15 protein-coding genes are annotated in these 14,720 nt (G+C 61.7%); 8 read left to right on the top strand and 7 right to left on the bottom strand.

Annotated features, from left to right (window positions below; all coding sequences use genetic code 11):
* The first annotated feature begins 83 nt into the window (after positions 1 to 83).
* The gene (locus tag K6N12_RS17900; RefSeq protein WP_097623974.1) at positions 84 to 980 is read left to right on the top strand and encodes a LysR family transcriptional regulator; all 897 of its coding nucleotides are present in this window, start codon (positions 84 to 86) and stop codon (positions 978 to 980) included.
* A gap of 13 nt (positions 981 to 993) precedes the next feature.
* Here K6N12_RS17900 and K6N12_RS17895 read toward each other — a convergent pair whose 3' ends face one another.
* On the bottom strand, positions 994 to 1,845 hold the full coding sequence (locus tag K6N12_RS17895; RefSeq protein WP_097623973.1) for a LysR family transcriptional regulator: 852 nt from the start codon (positions 1,843 to 1,845) through the stop codon (positions 994 to 996).
* A 134-nt stretch (positions 1,846 to 1,979) separates the two neighbouring features.
* Here K6N12_RS17895 and K6N12_RS17890 point away from each other — a divergent pair, with 134 nt between their 5' ends.
* Positions 1,980 to 2,993: a zinc-dependent alcohol dehydrogenase family protein gene (locus K6N12_RS17890; protein WP_097623972.1), complete on the top strand. Its 1,014-nt coding sequence runs from the start codon at positions 1,980 to 1,982 to the stop codon at positions 2,991 to 2,993.
* Between the two features lie 110 nt (positions 2,994 to 3,103).
* Here K6N12_RS17890 and K6N12_RS17885 read toward each other — a convergent pair whose 3' ends face one another.
* Together K6N12_RS17885 and K6N12_RS17880 are read right to left on the bottom strand one after the other, a co-directional pair.
* Positions 3,104 to 4,261 carry an adenosylhomocysteinase gene (locus K6N12_RS17885; RefSeq protein WP_097623971.1) on the bottom strand — a complete coding sequence of 386 codons (1,158 nt, stop codon included), beginning with the start codon at positions 4,259 to 4,261 and terminating at the stop codon, positions 3,104 to 3,106.
* Between the two features lie 65 nt (positions 4,262 to 4,326).
* Complete coding sequence (locus K6N12_RS17880; RefSeq protein WP_097623970.1) at positions 4,327 to 5,232, bottom strand: LysR substrate-binding domain-containing protein; 906 nt, start codon at positions 5,230 to 5,232, stop codon at positions 4,327 to 4,329.
* Between the two features lie 263 nt (positions 5,233 to 5,495).
* On the opposite strand from K6N12_RS17880, the gene K6N12_RS17875 reads away from it, so the two are divergent.
* From K6N12_RS17875 to K6N12_RS17855, 5 genes are all read left to right on the top strand, one after another.
* On the top strand, positions 5,496 to 6,026 hold the full coding sequence (locus tag K6N12_RS17875; protein ID WP_097623969.1) for an NUDIX hydrolase: 531 nt from the start codon (positions 5,496 to 5,498) through the stop codon (positions 6,024 to 6,026).
* Positions 6,027 to 6,090: 64 nt separating this feature from the next.
* A complete protein-coding gene (locus K6N12_RS17870; RefSeq protein ID WP_097623968.1) occupies positions 6,091 to 7,590 on the top strand; it encodes an inorganic phosphate transporter in 1,500 nt (499 codons plus the stop codon).
* Between the two features lie 16 nt (positions 7,591 to 7,606).
* A complete protein-coding gene (locus tag K6N12_RS17865; protein ID WP_097623967.1) occupies positions 7,607 to 8,344 on the top strand; it encodes a 16S rRNA (uracil(1498)-N(3))-methyltransferase in 738 nt (245 codons plus the stop codon).
* 146 nt (positions 8,345 to 8,490) lie between these two features.
* A complete protein-coding gene (locus tag K6N12_RS17860) occupies positions 8,491 to 9,864 on the top strand; it encodes a glutamate--cysteine ligase (RefSeq protein ID WP_097623966.1) in 1,374 nt (457 codons plus the stop codon).
* 147 nt (positions 9,865 to 10,011) lie between these two features.
* Entirely contained in the window at positions 10,012 to 10,875 is an 864-nt protein-coding gene (locus K6N12_RS17855) for a DUF937 domain-containing protein (RefSeq protein ID WP_097623965.1), read from the top strand.
* Positions 10,876 to 10,963: 88 nt separating this feature from the next.
* On the opposite strand, the gene K6N12_RS17850 is transcribed toward K6N12_RS17855, so the two are convergent.
* Positions 10,964 to 11,263: a DUF1127 domain-containing protein gene (locus K6N12_RS17850; RefSeq protein ID WP_012556688.1), complete on the bottom strand. Its 300-nt coding sequence runs from the start codon at positions 11,261 to 11,263 to the stop codon at positions 10,964 to 10,966.
* A 204-nt stretch (positions 11,264 to 11,467) separates the two neighbouring features.
* On the opposite strand from K6N12_RS17850, the gene K6N12_RS17845 reads away from it, so the two are divergent.
* Positions 11,468 to 12,424: a LysR substrate-binding domain-containing protein gene (locus K6N12_RS17845; protein ID WP_003588350.1), complete on the top strand. Its 957-nt coding sequence runs from the start codon at positions 11,468 to 11,470 to the stop codon at positions 12,422 to 12,424.
* 20 nt (positions 12,425 to 12,444) lie between these two features.
* Here K6N12_RS17845 and K6N12_RS17840 read toward each other — a convergent pair whose 3' ends face one another.
* The 3 genes from K6N12_RS17840 to K6N12_RS17830 form a co-directional block, all read right to left on the bottom strand.
* Entirely contained in the window at positions 12,445 to 13,086 is a 642-nt protein-coding gene (locus K6N12_RS17840; RefSeq protein WP_097623964.1) for a TetR family transcriptional regulator, read from the bottom strand.
* Between the two features lie 290 nt (positions 13,087 to 13,376).
* Positions 13,377 to 13,793 (bottom strand): MAPEG family protein, encoded by a 417-nt coding sequence (locus tag K6N12_RS17835; RefSeq protein WP_097623963.1) that lies wholly within the window; start codon positions 13,791 to 13,793, stop codon positions 13,377 to 13,379.
* Between the two features lie 108 nt (positions 13,794 to 13,901).
* On the bottom strand, positions 13,902 to 14,657 hold the full coding sequence (locus tag K6N12_RS17830; RefSeq protein ID WP_222148918.1) for an SDR family oxidoreductase: 756 nt from the start codon (positions 14,655 to 14,657) through the stop codon (positions 13,902 to 13,904).
* Positions 14,658 to 14,720: the final 63 nt, after the last annotated feature.

Genomic DNA, 14,720 nt, shown 5'->3' with positions numbered 1-14,720 from the left:
GCCGATAAATCGGCTTAGCACTTTCCCGAAAGCGGCGCAAATGCTAAGCACTTATGCCAAAAGGGGAAAAAATCGAAAACCGTATGACCAATCTGGGCGATCTCGAAATCTTTGCCAAGGTCGTTTCGACGGGCAGCATGTCGCTTGCCGGGCGGGCGCTCGGCTTTTCCCCGGCCGTCGTCTCCAAGCGGATCAAGCGGCTGGAGGACCGGCTCGGCACCCGGCTGTTGCAGCGCACGACGCGGCAGATCTCGCTGACGGAAGCCGGCCAGGGCTTCTACGACCGCGTCCTCGGTATCCTCGCCGGGTTGGAAGAGGCGGAATTCTACATTTCCGGCCGCTCGGCGCAGATGCACGGGACGCTGAAAATCTCAGCGCCGACCTCCTTCGGGCGCATGCACATCGCGCCGCATCTGAAGGCGTTCATGGAAACGCATCCGGAGCTGGCGATCAACCTGGTGCTGACCGATGAATTCAGCGACATCGTCGGCGGCGGCTTCGATCTGGCGATCCGCATTGCCGAACTCACCGATTCGAGCCTCGTCGCCCGGCGGCTGGCACCGGTGCGCCGGCTGCTCTGCGCCTCGCCGGATTATCTCGCGGCACACGGCAAGCCTAGAGATATCGACGATTTGAAACATCATCGCTGCCTGCCGGCGCACAATGGCGACACTTGGCGGCTGAACGGGCCGGACGGAATGCTCAGCCTGCGGCCGGAGGGAATGCTGGTCACCAATTCCAGTGAGGTGATCCGCGAGGCAGTCATCTCAGGCCTCGGGATCGCGCTGCGCTCCACCTGGGATATCGGCGAAGAGCTCAAAGCCGGGAAGCTGGTGCAAGTGCTGCCCGCCTATGAGGGCTCGCACAATGTGGCGCTGTCGGCCGTCTATCCCAGCCGGCAATTCCTGCCGGCCAAGGTGCGGCTGTTCATCGACTATCTCGCCGAGCTTTACGGACCTGTCCCCTATTGGGAACGCTGACGGCGGTGCTCGCTCAGCGCGCCAGCCTCTCGATGACGAGATCCAGCAGGGCGCGCAGTCGCGCCAGGCGCTTCATGTCGCGGTGATAGCCGATCCAGGTGTCCCGGCCGGGCGGCGCCTCACCGAGATCGACCAGTTCGATGGCAGCAAGCGAATCGCCGAGAGGCCGCGGCAGGACGGCGAGCCCCGCTCCATTGGCACAGAGCGCCGCCTGAACATCGCGGCTGTTGCTGCGCATGACAATTTCGGCCCGCGGCAAGAGCCGTTGCAGCCAGCCGGCATCCGGCATGTCGCCGAAAGCTTGGTCCATGGTGACGAGGCGGGCGCCCACCCCTTCAAATGCCCTCGGGTGCGGCGCGCCGCGACGGATGTAAAGGCCGTATTTAATATGGATAAGCTTGCGGGATATGATCTCCGCTTCCGTAAAGGGCTGAATACGAAAAACGAGGTCGGCTTCGCGTCGTGGCAGGCTAAGCAGCCGGCTGTCGGTCAATAGTTCGACCACCACCTTGGGATGGAGTTGCGAGAATTCCGCCAGCACCGGCGAAAGCACATGCGCACCGAACCAGTCGGACGAGGACAGCCTGAGAAAACCACCGAGCTGGCGGCTGCCACCGGCAAGGATGCGCTCCATAGCAAGCGTCTCCTCCTCGATGCGTTCGGCACCGGCGAGCACGGCCGCGCCTTCCTCGGTCAGCACGAAGCCCTCAGTCGTGCGCTGAAATAACGTCTGCCCAACAGACGCTTCCAGGGCACGCAACCGCCGGCCCATCGTCGGTTGGGTCAAACCGAGGCTGCGGGCTGCGGCTCCGAGCGTTCCGAACCGCGCGATCGCCAGAAAAATCTTCAGGTCGCTCCATTCCATCGCGCGTATCCATCAAACAAAAATGCATGGGCTCCAGTCTTTTTCTTTTATTTTCATTCGCGTTTCAATGAGCGATCTTTCTTCCAGGAAAGCCCGTTGCGACCGTAGAGGCCGCGCGAACGAAGGAGAATTGCATGTCGAGACAATCAACGATGAAAGTGATGCTGGCGGAATCGCCGAATTCGCCATTACGGATCGCCGATGTTCCGAAGCCTGTGCCTGGTGAAGGCCAAGTCCTGGTGCGTATCTTGGCGAGCGGGGTCAATCCGCTCGATCTCAAGATCAGAGCCGGCAATGCGGCCCATGCGCGCCACCCGCTTCCGGCCGTGCTTGGCATCGATATGGCCGGCATCGTCGAAGAGATCGGACCTGGCGTCGGCGGTTTCCGTCGCGGCGACGCCGTTTATGGCATGACCGGCGGGGTCGGCGGCGTTCAGGGATCGCTTGCCGAATTCGCAGCGGTCGACGCCGCGCTGTTGGCGCCAAAGCCGCAGAACCTTTCGATGCGCGAGGCAGCCGCCCTGCCGCTGATCTCCATTACCGCCTGGGAAGGGCTGGTCGACCGCGCCGGGGTCAGCGCCGACCGCAAGGTCCTCGTGCTTGGCGGCGGCGGTGTCGGCCATATCGTCGCCCAGATCGCCAAGGCTGCTGGAGCCGAGGTCTATGTCGTCGACGGCGCTTCGAAAGCGGACTATCTCGCCGGCCTAGGTGCAACGCCGATCGATCGTGCCGCGGAAACAGTAGAAAGCTATGTCGCTAGACATACCGGTGGCAAAGGTTTCGATCTGGTCTACGACACGGTCGGCGGCCAGGGGCTCGATACGGCGTTCCAGGCCGTCAGCCGGTTCGGCCATGTGGTGAGCTGCCTTGGCTGGGGAAATCACGCGCTGGCGCCGCTCTCCTTTAAGGCGGCGACCTATTCCGGGGTTTTCACGCTGCTCCCGCTTCTAACCAGCGAAGGACGCCCACATCACGGCGAGATTATGCGGGAAATGACGAGACTGGTCGAAGCCGGCAAGGTGATGCCGAGGCTCGACCCGCACCGCTTCACACTTGACGATACCGACGAGGCACATCGGCTGATCGAAAACCGGCAGGCGGACGGGAAGGTCGTCGTCGACATCGACGGATCTCACGGTGCCGAATGACTGGAACAGGATGATTTGAGGCTCCGGTCGGCCTTAGATCTATTCCTTCGCTAAATGAGAGAGTTGCGCCTGGTGTCGTCCGAAAACACTCACATTTTTAGGCATCTTCCTCAGCACGTGAGATCAAGATAAGCATTGGCCACCATCGCGTCGATATCCCTGGGCACCGGCACGACGCAGGCTTCGGGACCGGCCTCGCCCCTGGCGATGCGTTCCAGGCAGCGGGCCTGCAGGGTGAAGCCGAGATCCATCGATTCGACCGTGTTGCCGAGCGGCCGCGGGCCGGCGAGATTGGCCATGTGGCCGCCGCCCAGCACGTGGAAGGAGCGGCCGTCCCGCAGATGGAAGGTCTCGATATGATCGGCCTCGTAGCGATCGATGCCGATGACATCGGGATGGCGGCGGAAGGCCTCGACATCGATCTCATGCGGGAAATGGCCGCCATTCATCAGGATCGCGCCATCCTTGACGAGCGGCAGGTCGGCTGCCGTGACGATGCCGGCAAACCCGGTGACGGTGACGATTATATCGGCCGAGCGGATTGCCGCCTCGCGCAGCGGCGTGGCGAAACCATCGAGATGGGCCTCGAGTGTCGTCACGGCGTCGATTTCGACGACGCTGACGGTGGAAAAAGCGTTGCGGAAACAGGCGGCCGTGCCCTTGCCGCAGGCGCCGTAGCCGAACACCGTCACGCGTTTGCCGTTGGTCGAGCGGTTGGTGAAGCGCAAATAGCTTTCGAACAGGCTTTGTCCGACGGCATGCCTGTTTTCGGCGAACTGCTTGATCGGGCTGTCGTTGATGACGAGGATCGGCATATTGAGGCGTTCGCGCAGCGGCAGCAAGCGGGTGCGGCCCGAGGTAGTTTCCTCAGTGCCGCCACGGAGATTGGCATGGGGTTTTTCCGCCGCGATGGCGAAGAGATCGCCGCCATTGTCGAGCAGCAGATCCGGCCTTTCGGCTATCACCGCTTCGAGGCTGGCATGATGGGCGGCCGGATCGATCGTCTGCGTGGCGAAGACCGTAAAACCCTGCGAACGCAGAAACTCGACCGTCGAAGGCTGGGTGCTGTTGAGATTGCCGGTGCAGACGAGGCGCGCCCCGCCGGCGCGAAGCGTCATCAGCAGCGCAACCGTCTTCGGCTCCAGATGAATGCCCGTGCCGATCGACAGTCCCTCGAAGGGCCGCGTCCGCTCGAATTCGGCTGCCGTCGCCTTCAGCAGCCGGCAGCTGCCGCCGATCCAGTCGATGCGCGTCGCGGTCTTTTCCATCATCTCATCCCTGTTGCCGATATCCCGCTATTTCTAGCGATGCCACAGGGCGGCGAATATGGAGTTTATTCTGATGTTGGAGCAGAAAAACTGCCCTTTCCGCGCCCGGATTGGCGCAGCCAGCCGGACAAAGCGGCGAAAGCCGGACGTTTTGCATCCGGCGTGCGGCAGCAGAGGCTGTAGCCGGACGGCCGGGCGATGAAACCATAGGGCGCGACCAGCTGCCCGCGCTGAAGATCGTCCTCGATCGAGGCGCGCGGCGCAAGGGCGATGCCGAGCCCGGAGCGGGCGGCACCGAGCGCCAGCAGCAAATCCTCGAATTCTTGGGCGCGGGAAAAGACGACCGGCGGCGTGCCGCTTTCGGCAAACCATTCGTCCCAGAGTTTTGGAACGCTGCGGCTCGCAAGCATCGTCAGCCGGCCCATCGCCGCCGGGCTCTCCGAGAGCGTCGCTGCAAGCGCCGGCGTTGCGACCGGACCGAACTCGTCTTCCATGAAGCGCACCGCGGTCACGCCGGCAGCCGGCCGGTATTCGCCGCCCATGATCACCGCGTCCAGTTCCGGGTGCATTTGCAATGGTTCGACGACGGTCATCGGCACGATATCGACCGCCGTATCGCCGAGGTTCGCCTGCATGTCGGCAACACGCGGCATCAGCCACCAGACGGCGAAGGCGGAGGGCACGCCGAGCCGGATGCGGCCCGGCACGATGCCCGAGAGCTCGTAAGCAGCGCGTTGCAGAATGTCGAAAGCCGCGCTCGATGCTGCGGCGAAAGCGCTCGCCTCTCCGGTCGGGACCAGCCGGCGGCCGTCACGAACAAAGAGCTTGCGGCCGAAGTGACCCTCCAGCGTGGCAATCTGCTGGCGCACCGCGCCGCGCACCACCTTCAGCTCTTCGGCGGCCTTCAGAATGCTGCCGTGGCGGCAGACGGCCTCGAAGGCGCGGACGGCATTGAGCGGTGGAAGACGCATGATTACCACGATCAGAAATGACAGTGGATCACTTGATCTTGCCATTGAAGGAAAGGCAAGACCGCGCCATATTGAACACCTGTGCAATGCGACGCATTCGAGACACGACGTGACGGATTTCTGAGCCTGCCCCAGCTCGATTTCCCTTATTGAACGGCGATCAAATCCCGTTTCGGAACGTCCGCGGCTTTGGATTGTGTAAGCTTTTCGTGATACACGTATATGAGTGATTCCTAACAACCACTGCGAAGGTGACCCGACAATTGACTCTTCTCGCCCGATTGGCATCCGATGTGCAACTGATGTTCCGGCGTCCGCCGCGACAGCAATACGGTGCGATCTGCTATCGGGTGAAAAAGAAGAGTGACGATGTCGAGGTGATGCTAATGACGAGCCGCGACACCGGCCGCTGGGTCATTCCCAAGGGCTGGCCGATGACGGGTAAATGCGCTCATGAGGTCGCCGCACAGGAGGCCTTTGAGGAAGCCGGCGTCCGCGGCGCGGTCGAGACGGAGACGCTCGGCGCTTACAGCTATTCGAAAGTCCTGCGGGACGGCGTACAGGTGGCCTGCAAGGTGCAGGTCTATGCGCTCGAAGTCACCGACATGGCGAAGAACTTCAAGGAAAAGGGTGAACGCCGCATCGAATGGGTCTCGTTCGACGAGGCGGCGGGGCGCGTGCGCGAGCCGGAACTGCGCGGCCTTTTCCTGGCCTTCAAGCGAAAGATAACTGAGCGGCTTTCGGCCAAAGCGGCAAAGCAGGGATCTGCGGGAAAGCAAATCCCGGCGGAATGAATCCTGCCATCTTGCGCTGCTAGGAAAGTGGCGTAGAAGCAGATTTCATCCCCCGGAATAAAGAATGCCGCCACGTCCCACAGTCCTCACGAAACGCACGCTCGACAAGGATCTCGACAAAATAACCCATGCCGAGGAGGCGGCGAAGCATGTTTTGCGGCGGCTGGTGGCGCCTGGCCTCGGGTTGATCTTTGTCGGCCTCGCCATGCTGTTTGCCGGTGTCTATGTGCTCGACCAACCGGGAGCGGTGCTCGTCGTGGCGGCGGCGGCGCTTGCCGGCTACATGGCGATGAACATCGGCGCCAATGACGTGACCAACAATGTCGGTGCGGCCGTCGGGGCGCGCGCCATGACGATGGGTCAGGCGCTGGTCATCGCCGCTATTTTCGAAGTTCTCGGCGCCACGGTCGCCGGCGGCGAGGTCGTCAAGACGATTTCCTCGAATATCGTCGATACCGTCGAGGTGCCGCAGGCGCTGCTCGGCTGGATCATGATGGCAGCGCTGATGGCGGCCGCCCTCTGGATCAATCTCGCAACCTGGATGAATGCGCCGGTTTCCACCACCCATGCGATCGTCGGCGCGGTGATCGGCGCCGGCATCGCAGCCGTCGGGACGGAACCGGTGAACTGGCGGGTGATGCTGGAAATCACCTCGAGCTGGATCACCTCTCCGCTGATCGGCGGACTGATCGCGGCCGGACTGCTTTATTTCGTCAAGACGCTGATCATCTATCGCGACGACAAGATCGCGGCGGCTCGGCGCTGGGTGCCGGTGTTGGTCGGGGTGATGGCCGGCGGCTTCATGGCCTATATGGTGCTGCAGCTGTCGCCCACCGGCAAATTTCCGTCTTTCACCATCATCCTTATCGGCATCGGCATCGGGCTGGTGAGCTGGCTTATTGCCCGGCCGCTTGTGCTCGCCCAGGCGCGCAATCTCGAAAACCGCAACAGCTCGCTGCGGCTGCTGTTCCGGCTGCCACTCATCGGCTCGGCGGCGCTGCTGTCCTTCGCACATGGCGCAAATGACGTTTCGAATGCGGTCGGGCCGCTTTCGGCGATCGTCCACTCGGTCGGCATCGGCGGCGGTGACGGCGTTGGCCATCCGCCGCTCTGGGTGATGCTGATCGGCGCCTTCGGCATCTCCGTCGGCCTGCTGCTGTTCGGGCCGCGCCTCATTCGCTTGGTCGGCGAGGAGATCACCAAGCTCAATCCGATGCGGGCCTATTGCGTCGCGCTATCGACCGCCTTCACCGTCATTGTCGCCTCCTGGCTCGGTCTGCCGGTCAGCACCACGCATATCGCCGTCGGCTCCGTCTTCGGCGTCGGCTTCTTCCGCGAATGGTACACCCGCCATTCGAAGCGTCGCATCGCCTATATCAGGCGCAGGGCCGAGAGCTTCGATATCGACGAGCCGGAGGATCCGAACATCCACGAGACGCGGCGGCGCTATCTCGTGCGCCGCTCGCATTTCATGACGATCATTGCCGCCTGGATCGTCACCGTGCCGGTTTCGGCAGCGCTTGCGGCAGTGATTTATTGGGTTATGTTCGCGCTTTTCGTCTGAAACTCACGGGTCCTAAATGCGCGCCAATTTCCGCATGCAACGGCTTTTCGTCGACGCGCCGCTTTCCGGCGGCGCCGCCCTCGAGGCGACTGCCGACCAGTTCAACTATCTCGCCAATGTGCTGAGGATGGAAGAAGGTGGGGAAGTCCTGCTCTTCAACGGCCGCGACGGCGAGTGGAAGGCCACCCTCACCTTCCCCACCCGCAAACGCATCCTGCTGACGGCGATCGAAGAGACGCGGCCGCAGCCGGCACCCTGCGACCTGCATTATCTCTTTGCGCCGCTCAAGGTCGGCCGCATGGATTATCTCGTGCAGAAGGCCGTGGAAATGGGCGCCGGCCTGCTGCAACCGGTCATGACCCAGCACGTACAGGGTAAGATCACCAATCTCGACAAGCTGCGTGCCAATGTCGTCGAGGCGGCGGAGCAATGCGGCGTTCTCGGCATTCCCGATGTCGCCGAGCCGGTGCGGCTTCTCGACCTGCTCGACCGCTGGCCGAAAGAGCGGCGCATCATCTATTGCGACGAGGGCGATGCCGGGCAAAACCCGCTGCCGGTGCTGTCGGCGATCCGGGAAAGGCACCTCGCGCTGCTCGTCGGGCCGGAAGGCGGCTTTTCCGAGGAAGAGCGGGCGCGGCTTCGAAGCCTCGATTTCGTCACCGCCATTCCGCTTGGACCGCGCATCCTGCGGGCCGATACGGCAGCCGTTGCGGCGCTCGCCGTGGTGCAGGCGGCGATCGGCGACTGGAACTGACGAGAAAAACGGGTGGACATGGAAATCGTTGTTATTTTTTTGATGCGTCATTGAAAGAATTTCACTTGCAACATACGTGACTTGGGTCCTAATCAGCCTTCCAGCTGCCCGGCCCCTGGGCGCCTTTTTGAATACAGGTACCCCGCATGGCCCGCGACACCACCGACCAGACACCGCTCTCTTCGGTTCAGGATCTGACCGATTATATCGCCGCCGGCAACAAGCCGCGGGAGCGCTTCCGGATCGGCACCGAACACGAGAAATTCGCCTTCTTCCGCGCCGACAACAGCCCGGTTCCCTATTTCGGCGATGCCAGCATTTCAGCCCTTTTGACCGGCCTGCAGGCGAAAAGCGGCTGGGAGCCGATCATGGACGGCGGCAACATCATCGGGCTTGCCGAGCAGAGCGGCATGGGCGCGATCTCGATCGAGCCCGGCGGCCAGTTCGAACTCTCCGGCGCACCGTTGGAAACGATCCACGAAACCTGCAGGGAATCGAACCAGCATCTGGCGACGCTGCGCGAAATCGCCGAGCCGATGGGTATTCGCTTCCTCGGCATCGGCGGCAGCCCGAAATGGACCTATGCGGAAACCCCGCACATGCCGAAATCGCGCTACGAGATCATGACCCGCTATATGCCGAAAGTCGGCAGCCAGGGTCTCGACATGATGTACCGCACCTGCACGATCCAGGTGAATCTCGATTTTTCCTCTGAAGACGACATGCGCAAGAAAATGCGCGTTTCGATGAAGCTGCAATCGCTGGCAACCGCCCTCTTTGCATCCTCGCCCTTCACCGAGGGCAAGCCGAACGGGCTGCTCTCCTGGCGCGGCGATATCTGGCGCGATACCGACAACCGGCGCTCGGGCTTGCTCGATTTCACCTTCCGCGACGATTTCGGTTTCCGCGACTATGCCGAATGGGCGCTCGATGTGCCGATGTACTTCATCGTTCGCGACGGCCGCTATCACGACTGTACCCATGTCACTTTCCGCCAGTTCATGAATGGCGCATTGAAGGGTGAGATCGCCGATCCGGCGCCGACGATGGGCGACTGGACGAACCATCTTTCGACGCTCTTCCCCGACGTGCGGCTGAAGCGTTTCCTGGAAATGCGCGGCGCCGACGGCGGCCCGTGGCGGCGCATCTGTGCCTTGCCGGCCTTCTGGGTCGGTCTGCTTTACGACGATGCCGCACTCGACGCCGCCGACCAGTTGACGAAAGATTGGAACTTTGCCGAGATCGGCGCACTGCGCGATGCCGTTCCGGCGCAAGGGCTGAAGGCTGAATTTCGCAGGCATCCGCTCTTCGACATGGCGCGCGAAGTGGTCGGCATTTCAAGGGCCGGCCTCAAGGCGCGCGGCAAGCTCAACCGGGAAGGCCAGGACGAGACGATCTTCCTGGCGCCGCTCGACGAGGTGCTCGCCAAGAAGGCGACGCTCGCCGAGGATCTGCTTTCGCTCTATCACGGCCGCTGGAACGACTCCGTCGAACCGGTGTTCGAGGATTATCAGTACTGAGCCTGCCCGGGGTCTTCGCCAACTCGGAAAACCACCCGGCAGCTTTGCAGTACGGCTTTAAGTTCTTATGGCAAAAAGCCGTTTGCACATTTCCTTTTCCGGATATAGTGGCGTGACACGCGTCACGACTCGGGGAAAGGGACCTCCATGCTGCCACTCTTCGACATGATGATGCAGGCGCAGAACGGCGCGGCGATGGAAGCGATCGCCCGCCAGTTCAACCTCGCCCAGGAACAGGCAACCAAGGCGATGGCGGCGCTGATGCCGGCCTTTTCTGCCGGCCTGAAGCGCAGCACCAGCAACCCTTATGACTTCGTCGGGCTGATGCAGGCCGTCTCCTCCGGCAATTATGCGCGCTATTTCGAGGATATGAACCGGGCCTTCACGCCGGAGGGCATTTCCGACGGCAACAATATCCTTGCCCAGCTTTTCGGCTCGAAAGAGGTTTCGCGGGCGGTCGCCGCCCAGGCCGCACAGATGACCGGCATCGGCCAGGATATCTACAAGCGGATGCTGCCGGTGCTGGCCGATACGCTGATGGGCGGGCTCTTCAAGCAGACGACCGGCCAGATGGCTTCGCCGATCAACCCCTTCGTCAATACGGCGATGGGCGAGACCATCCAGCAATGGCTTGAGAGTACCGGCTTCGCGCCGAAACCGAAGGCCGCGCAGCCGAGCATCTTCGACAATCCCTTCACACAGGCGATGCAGCAGATGTTTTCGGTGCCCAAGGCCGAACCGGCACCTCAGCCGAACCCCTTCCTCGACAACCCTTTCGCCAAGGCCTTCCAGGAGATGATGGCCGGGCTTGGGCAGCCGGCGGCGGCCAAGCAACCGGCTGCCAAGACGCAAGAGGCGCCGAAGGAAGAGGCGAAGGTCACTGCCGACAGCTATACCGAGATCCTGAACGCCATGTTCGACAGCGGGCTGGAAGTGCAGAAGACCTACCAGAGAAACCTGGAAGCGATCTTCGAAACCTACCGACCGAAGCCGCCTGAAACCAAGGCATAAAAAAACCCGGAGATGGCTTGGGAAAAGCCGGTCTCCGGGTCAAGCGGCAGGGCTATTGGCTATCACCCTGCGGGGAAACTCGACGCTCCTATTCGTTGTAGGAGCGGAAGAGCTGCAGGCGCCAGCGATTGCGCGCCGAGCGCGTCAGATGTTCCGATGGGTCCTCGAAAAAGGTCGAGGCCAGAAACGCAGAGGTCAGGTCAGCCCTGCTCAGGCCGATATCCCTCAGCTGACTGTCATTCAGATCGTGCAGCGTGTTGATCTCCATGCGATTGCGGAACCCGCGAAAGAGGGAGACCAGCGGAGCGAGGCCTGCGACCAGACGCTGGAAAAGCGTCGGGGCGAGCTTGCCGCAGTCGAGTTCTGTTGTCCGGTTTGTCATAAGCATCGAACTCTCCTTTCTCGAGGGCACGCAACAACCCACCCCTCCCGCGAGGTCGTGCGGGAAGGGATAAGGCTGAATTCTGCTTGGACAGGCAGGGCGTCTGTCCTTCACTTTGCTTGATTTGCATCCCGAAGATGCCAAAGACCTATTGATCAGTCCAACGAATGTTTCTAATGATTATCATCAGCTATCTTTATGGGTGACACAATGTCCGCGCCTCTTGATCTCGACCAGTTGCAGACTTTCATCGCCATCGTCGATTCCGGCAGCTTCACCAAGGCCGCCGACAGGGTCTACAAGACCCAATCGGCCGTTTCCATGCAGATGCGCCGTCTCGAAGAGCGCATCGGCAAGCAGTTGTTCATCAAGGACGGACGCGGCAACCGGCTGACGGTCGAGGGTGAAAAACTGCTCAACTATGCCCGGCGCATCATCCGTCTCAACAATGAGGCGATCGCCGCCTTCGACGACAACAGGCTGGAGGGGACGCTGCGCATTGGCACGCCTGACGATTATGCCGACCGCTACATGCCCGAAATCATCGGCCGCTTCGCCAAGACGCATCCGAATGTCGAGCTCTACATCGTCTGCGAGCCCTCGGTGGATCTGGCCGAGCGCATGCACAAGGGCGAACTCGATATCGCGCTCGTCACCCACAATCCGCGCGAGCGCATGTCCGATGTGGTAAGAACCGAGCCGCTCTGCTGGGTGGGTTCGGCCAACCATCCGATCCGCGACGACGCGCCGGTGCCGCTTGCCGTCGGCCGGCGCGATTGCCAATGGCGCCAGCTCGCCTGCTCGGCGCTCGATGCGGTGGGGCGCGAACACCAGATCCTGTTCACCAGCTGGTCCTGCACCGTCGTTGCCGCCGCCGTGCTTGCCGGCATGGCGGTCTCGGTGATGCCGGAATCGGCGCTGCGAACCGGCATGAAGGTGCTGAGCCAGGCGGACGGCTTTCCGGCGCTGCCGCCGGTGCAGATCGGCATCATGAAGCGCCCGGGCGTTTCGCTCTCGCTGATGAATGCGATCACCGCGCATATCACCGCCTGCCTCGACAACATCACGCCGGCCGTCGTCGACGATACGCTGGAGGCCGATGTCAAATCCGCCCAGGCACGCCTTTATCCGCGGCTGAAGGCGGCCAATATGGTGCCTAGCTGGTAAGAGGTAGAAGCTGAGTACCGTCAGGCGGCGCGCTTCGCGGTCGCGGCGAAAAGGGAAGCGCGGATGACGCGTTTCCACTCATCGAGCATGCGGCGCGCCAGGGCCTTGTCGCTGACGGCAGCAAGCCGGATGACGGCGCCGATCAGGTGGCTGAACAGGTAAGTGCGCGCATACATCTCTTCGTCGCAAAGGTCGGGCGCCAGCCGGCGCACGGCCTCCTGAAAGATGCCGGCGACGCGGCCGCTATGCTCGATGTTCAACTGCAGCAGATCCTGGTCGGTCTCCGTTCCCATCCAGACGCCGAGATAGACGGGATCATCATGGTAGGACTCGTAATACCAGTCGATGATGTCGCAAACGAGGTCGAGCGCCTGGTCGAGCGTCTGAACGTCGGCGAACATCGTCGCCGTCTTCGCCTGGATTGCCGCGGCGTGCTGGTCGAACAGAGCTTTGACGATCGCCGCCTTTTCGGGAAAATACTGGTAGACCGAGCCGATCGGCACTTTGGCGGCAACGGCAAGTTCCGTCATCCGCATGGCGCTGACGCCCTTTTCGGCAATGATCTTGGCGGCGGCGGCGAGAATGACGTCCAGCCTCTGGATACTGCGCTCCTGCTTCGGCTTCCTGCGCAAGCCGATCCGATCCATGCTTTCTACGCCCATGTCGTTCCCGTTCTTATTGTTCGCGCGGGGTAAGCATCATGCCAAATCAGCGCGTCGGGCGGGTATGACATTGCAGGTCTTCATCAGTCGTAAATGAAAACACTCGCATTTTAACGACCGGCAAAGCCATGTGAAATCAGGCCTCTAGATCATATCATGCTAATTGATCAGCGGTGGAAAGACCTGAAATAGTTGTAGGATTCTTTGACCGAAGAGATATCCATGCCACTGCCCGAGACGAGCGACAATTGCTGTCCACCCGGGCGCCTGACGAGGCTTCGCGCCGGTCCTCAGCCCATCACGATCCATGCGGCGAGCCAGACCCACATCGCTCCCAACGCCAGGTATCCAGCGGCGAAAAGCGGGCTGCGGTAGCGCAGATCGTTGCTGGTGACATGGACGGCGGCATGGGCGTACCGCAGGGCGACGAAGAGCCAGGCGAGGCCGACGGCGACGACATTATCGGACTCGGTGACATAGAGAAGAATACAGCAGGCATAGAACAGCACGGGCAGTTCGAACTGATTGGCGAGGCAGTTTTTGACGACGAGGCTTTCAGCCGGCTCGCCGCGATTTTCGCGGTAATCCGATTTCGCGACGTTGCCGGCGCGGACCATTTTTGCGCGCCGCTGCCCAAGAAGGGCATAAAGACCGTAGACCAGCGCCACATGGGCAAGGAGTGGCCAAAAGATTTGATAGCCGGTCATTTCGGCACTTCCTTTTCCGCTTTCGCATGTCGCGAGGAGCATTAGCGGAAAGGTTAAGCGGATGCCAGGGGCGGCTCGCCGCTGGCATCCTCAAAGCCGATATTGTCTTTACACCTGGGCGCTGCCGCCATCGACGAAGAGTTCGGCCCCGGTAACGAAGCTGGAATCATCCGAGGCGAGGAAGAGTGCGGCAGCGGCAACTTCCTCGGCACGGCCAACCCTGCCCATTGGCACCTGAGCCGCCAGGGCATCGAGCAAGCCCTGCTGTTGGGCTGGATCCTTACCCGCCAATTCGACCAGTCCGGTCGTTTCCGTCGGGCCAGGACTGAGCGTGTTGATCCGAATGCCGCGATCCTTCAAGTCGAGGATCCAATTGCGCGCAAAGCTGCGCAAGGCGGCTTTCGATGCGGCGTAAACGCTGAAGGCGGGTGTGCCGGTCGAGCCTGCTGTCGATCCCGTCAAGATGATCGACGATCCTCGCGAGAGCAGCGGCAAGGCCTTCTGTACCGTGAAGAGAACCCCCTTCACGTTTCGATCGAATGTGTCGTCATACTGCTCTTCCGTGATTTCGCCGAGGGGCAACATGGAGCCGCCACCTGCGTTGACGAAGAGCACGTCAACTCTCCCGGCCTCGGCCTTCACCTTCTCATAGACGCGATCGAGGTCGGCGAGATTGGCTGAATCAGCCTGAATACCCACAACTCCGCCGCCGATCTCAGCGATTGCTGCATCGAGAACATCCTTGCGACGGCCCGTGATGAAAACCCGTGCGCCCTCGGCCATGAAGCGCTTGGCTGCGGCAAGGCCAATGCCGGAAGTGGCACCGGTGATAACCGCAATCTTCGCATTCAATCGTTGTGTCATTGTCGTCTCCTTTGGTTCGACTGAAGCTGAGATATGGACGGGGGTATCGTTTCGGAATAGAAA

Source organism: Rhizobium redzepovicii (assembly GCF_019793435.1).
In the GTDB taxonomy this organism is placed as follows: Bacteria; Pseudomonadota; Alphaproteobacteria; order Rhizobiales; family Rhizobiaceae; genus Rhizobium; species Rhizobium redzepovicii.
Note: the sequence above shows the minus strand (reverse complement) of the source record. Positions and strands in the feature narration are given on the sequence as shown.

Bases quoted from the DNA above. Each gene is read 5' to 3' on its own strand.
- K6N12_RS17900 (WP_097623974.1), top strand. From the start codon at position 84: ATGACCAATCTGGGCGATCTCGAAATCTTTGCCAAGGTCGTTTCGACG.
- K6N12_RS17895 (WP_097623973.1), bottom strand. From the start codon at position 1,845: ATGGAATGGAGCGACCTGAAGATTTTTCTGGCGATCGCGCGGTTCGGA.
- K6N12_RS17890 (WP_097623972.1), top strand. From the start codon at position 1,980: ATGTCGAGACAATCAACGATGAAAGTGATGCTGGCGGAATCGCCGAAT.
- K6N12_RS17885 (WP_097623971.1), bottom strand. From the start codon at position 4,261: ATGGAAAAGACCGCGACGCGCATCGACTGGATCGGCGGCAGCTGCCGG.
- K6N12_RS17880 (WP_097623970.1), bottom strand. From the start codon at position 5,232: ATGCGTCTTCCACCGCTCAATGCCGTCCGCGCCTTCGAGGCCGTCTGC.
- K6N12_RS17870 (WP_097623968.1), top strand. From the start codon at position 6,091: ATGCCGCCACGTCCCACAGTCCTCACGAAACGCACGCTCGACAAGGAT.
- K6N12_RS17865 (WP_097623967.1), top strand. From the start codon at position 7,607: ATGCGCGCCAATTTCCGCATGCAACGGCTTTTCGTCGACGCGCCGCTT.
- K6N12_RS17860 (WP_097623966.1), top strand. From the start codon at position 8,491: ATGGCCCGCGACACCACCGACCAGACACCGCTCTCTTCGGTTCAGGAT.
- K6N12_RS17855 (WP_097623965.1), top strand. From the start codon at position 10,012: ATGCTGCCACTCTTCGACATGATGATGCAGGCGCAGAACGGCGCGGCG.
- K6N12_RS17850 (WP_012556688.1), bottom strand. From the start codon at position 11,263: ATGCTTATGACAAACCGGACAACAGAACTCGACTGCGGCAAGCTCGCC.
- K6N12_RS17845 (WP_003588350.1), top strand. From the start codon at position 11,468: ATGTCCGCGCCTCTTGATCTCGACCAGTTGCAGACTTTCATCGCCATC.
- K6N12_RS17840 (WP_097623964.1), bottom strand. From the start codon at position 13,086: ATGGGCGTAGAAAGCATGGATCGGATCGGCTTGCGCAGGAAGCCGAAG.
- K6N12_RS17835 (WP_097623963.1), bottom strand. From the start codon at position 13,793: ATGACCGGCTATCAAATCTTTTGGCCACTCCTTGCCCATGTGGCGCTG.
- K6N12_RS17830 (WP_222148918.1), bottom strand. From the start codon at position 14,657: ATGACACAACGATTGAATGCGAAGATTGCGGTTATCACCGGTGCCACT.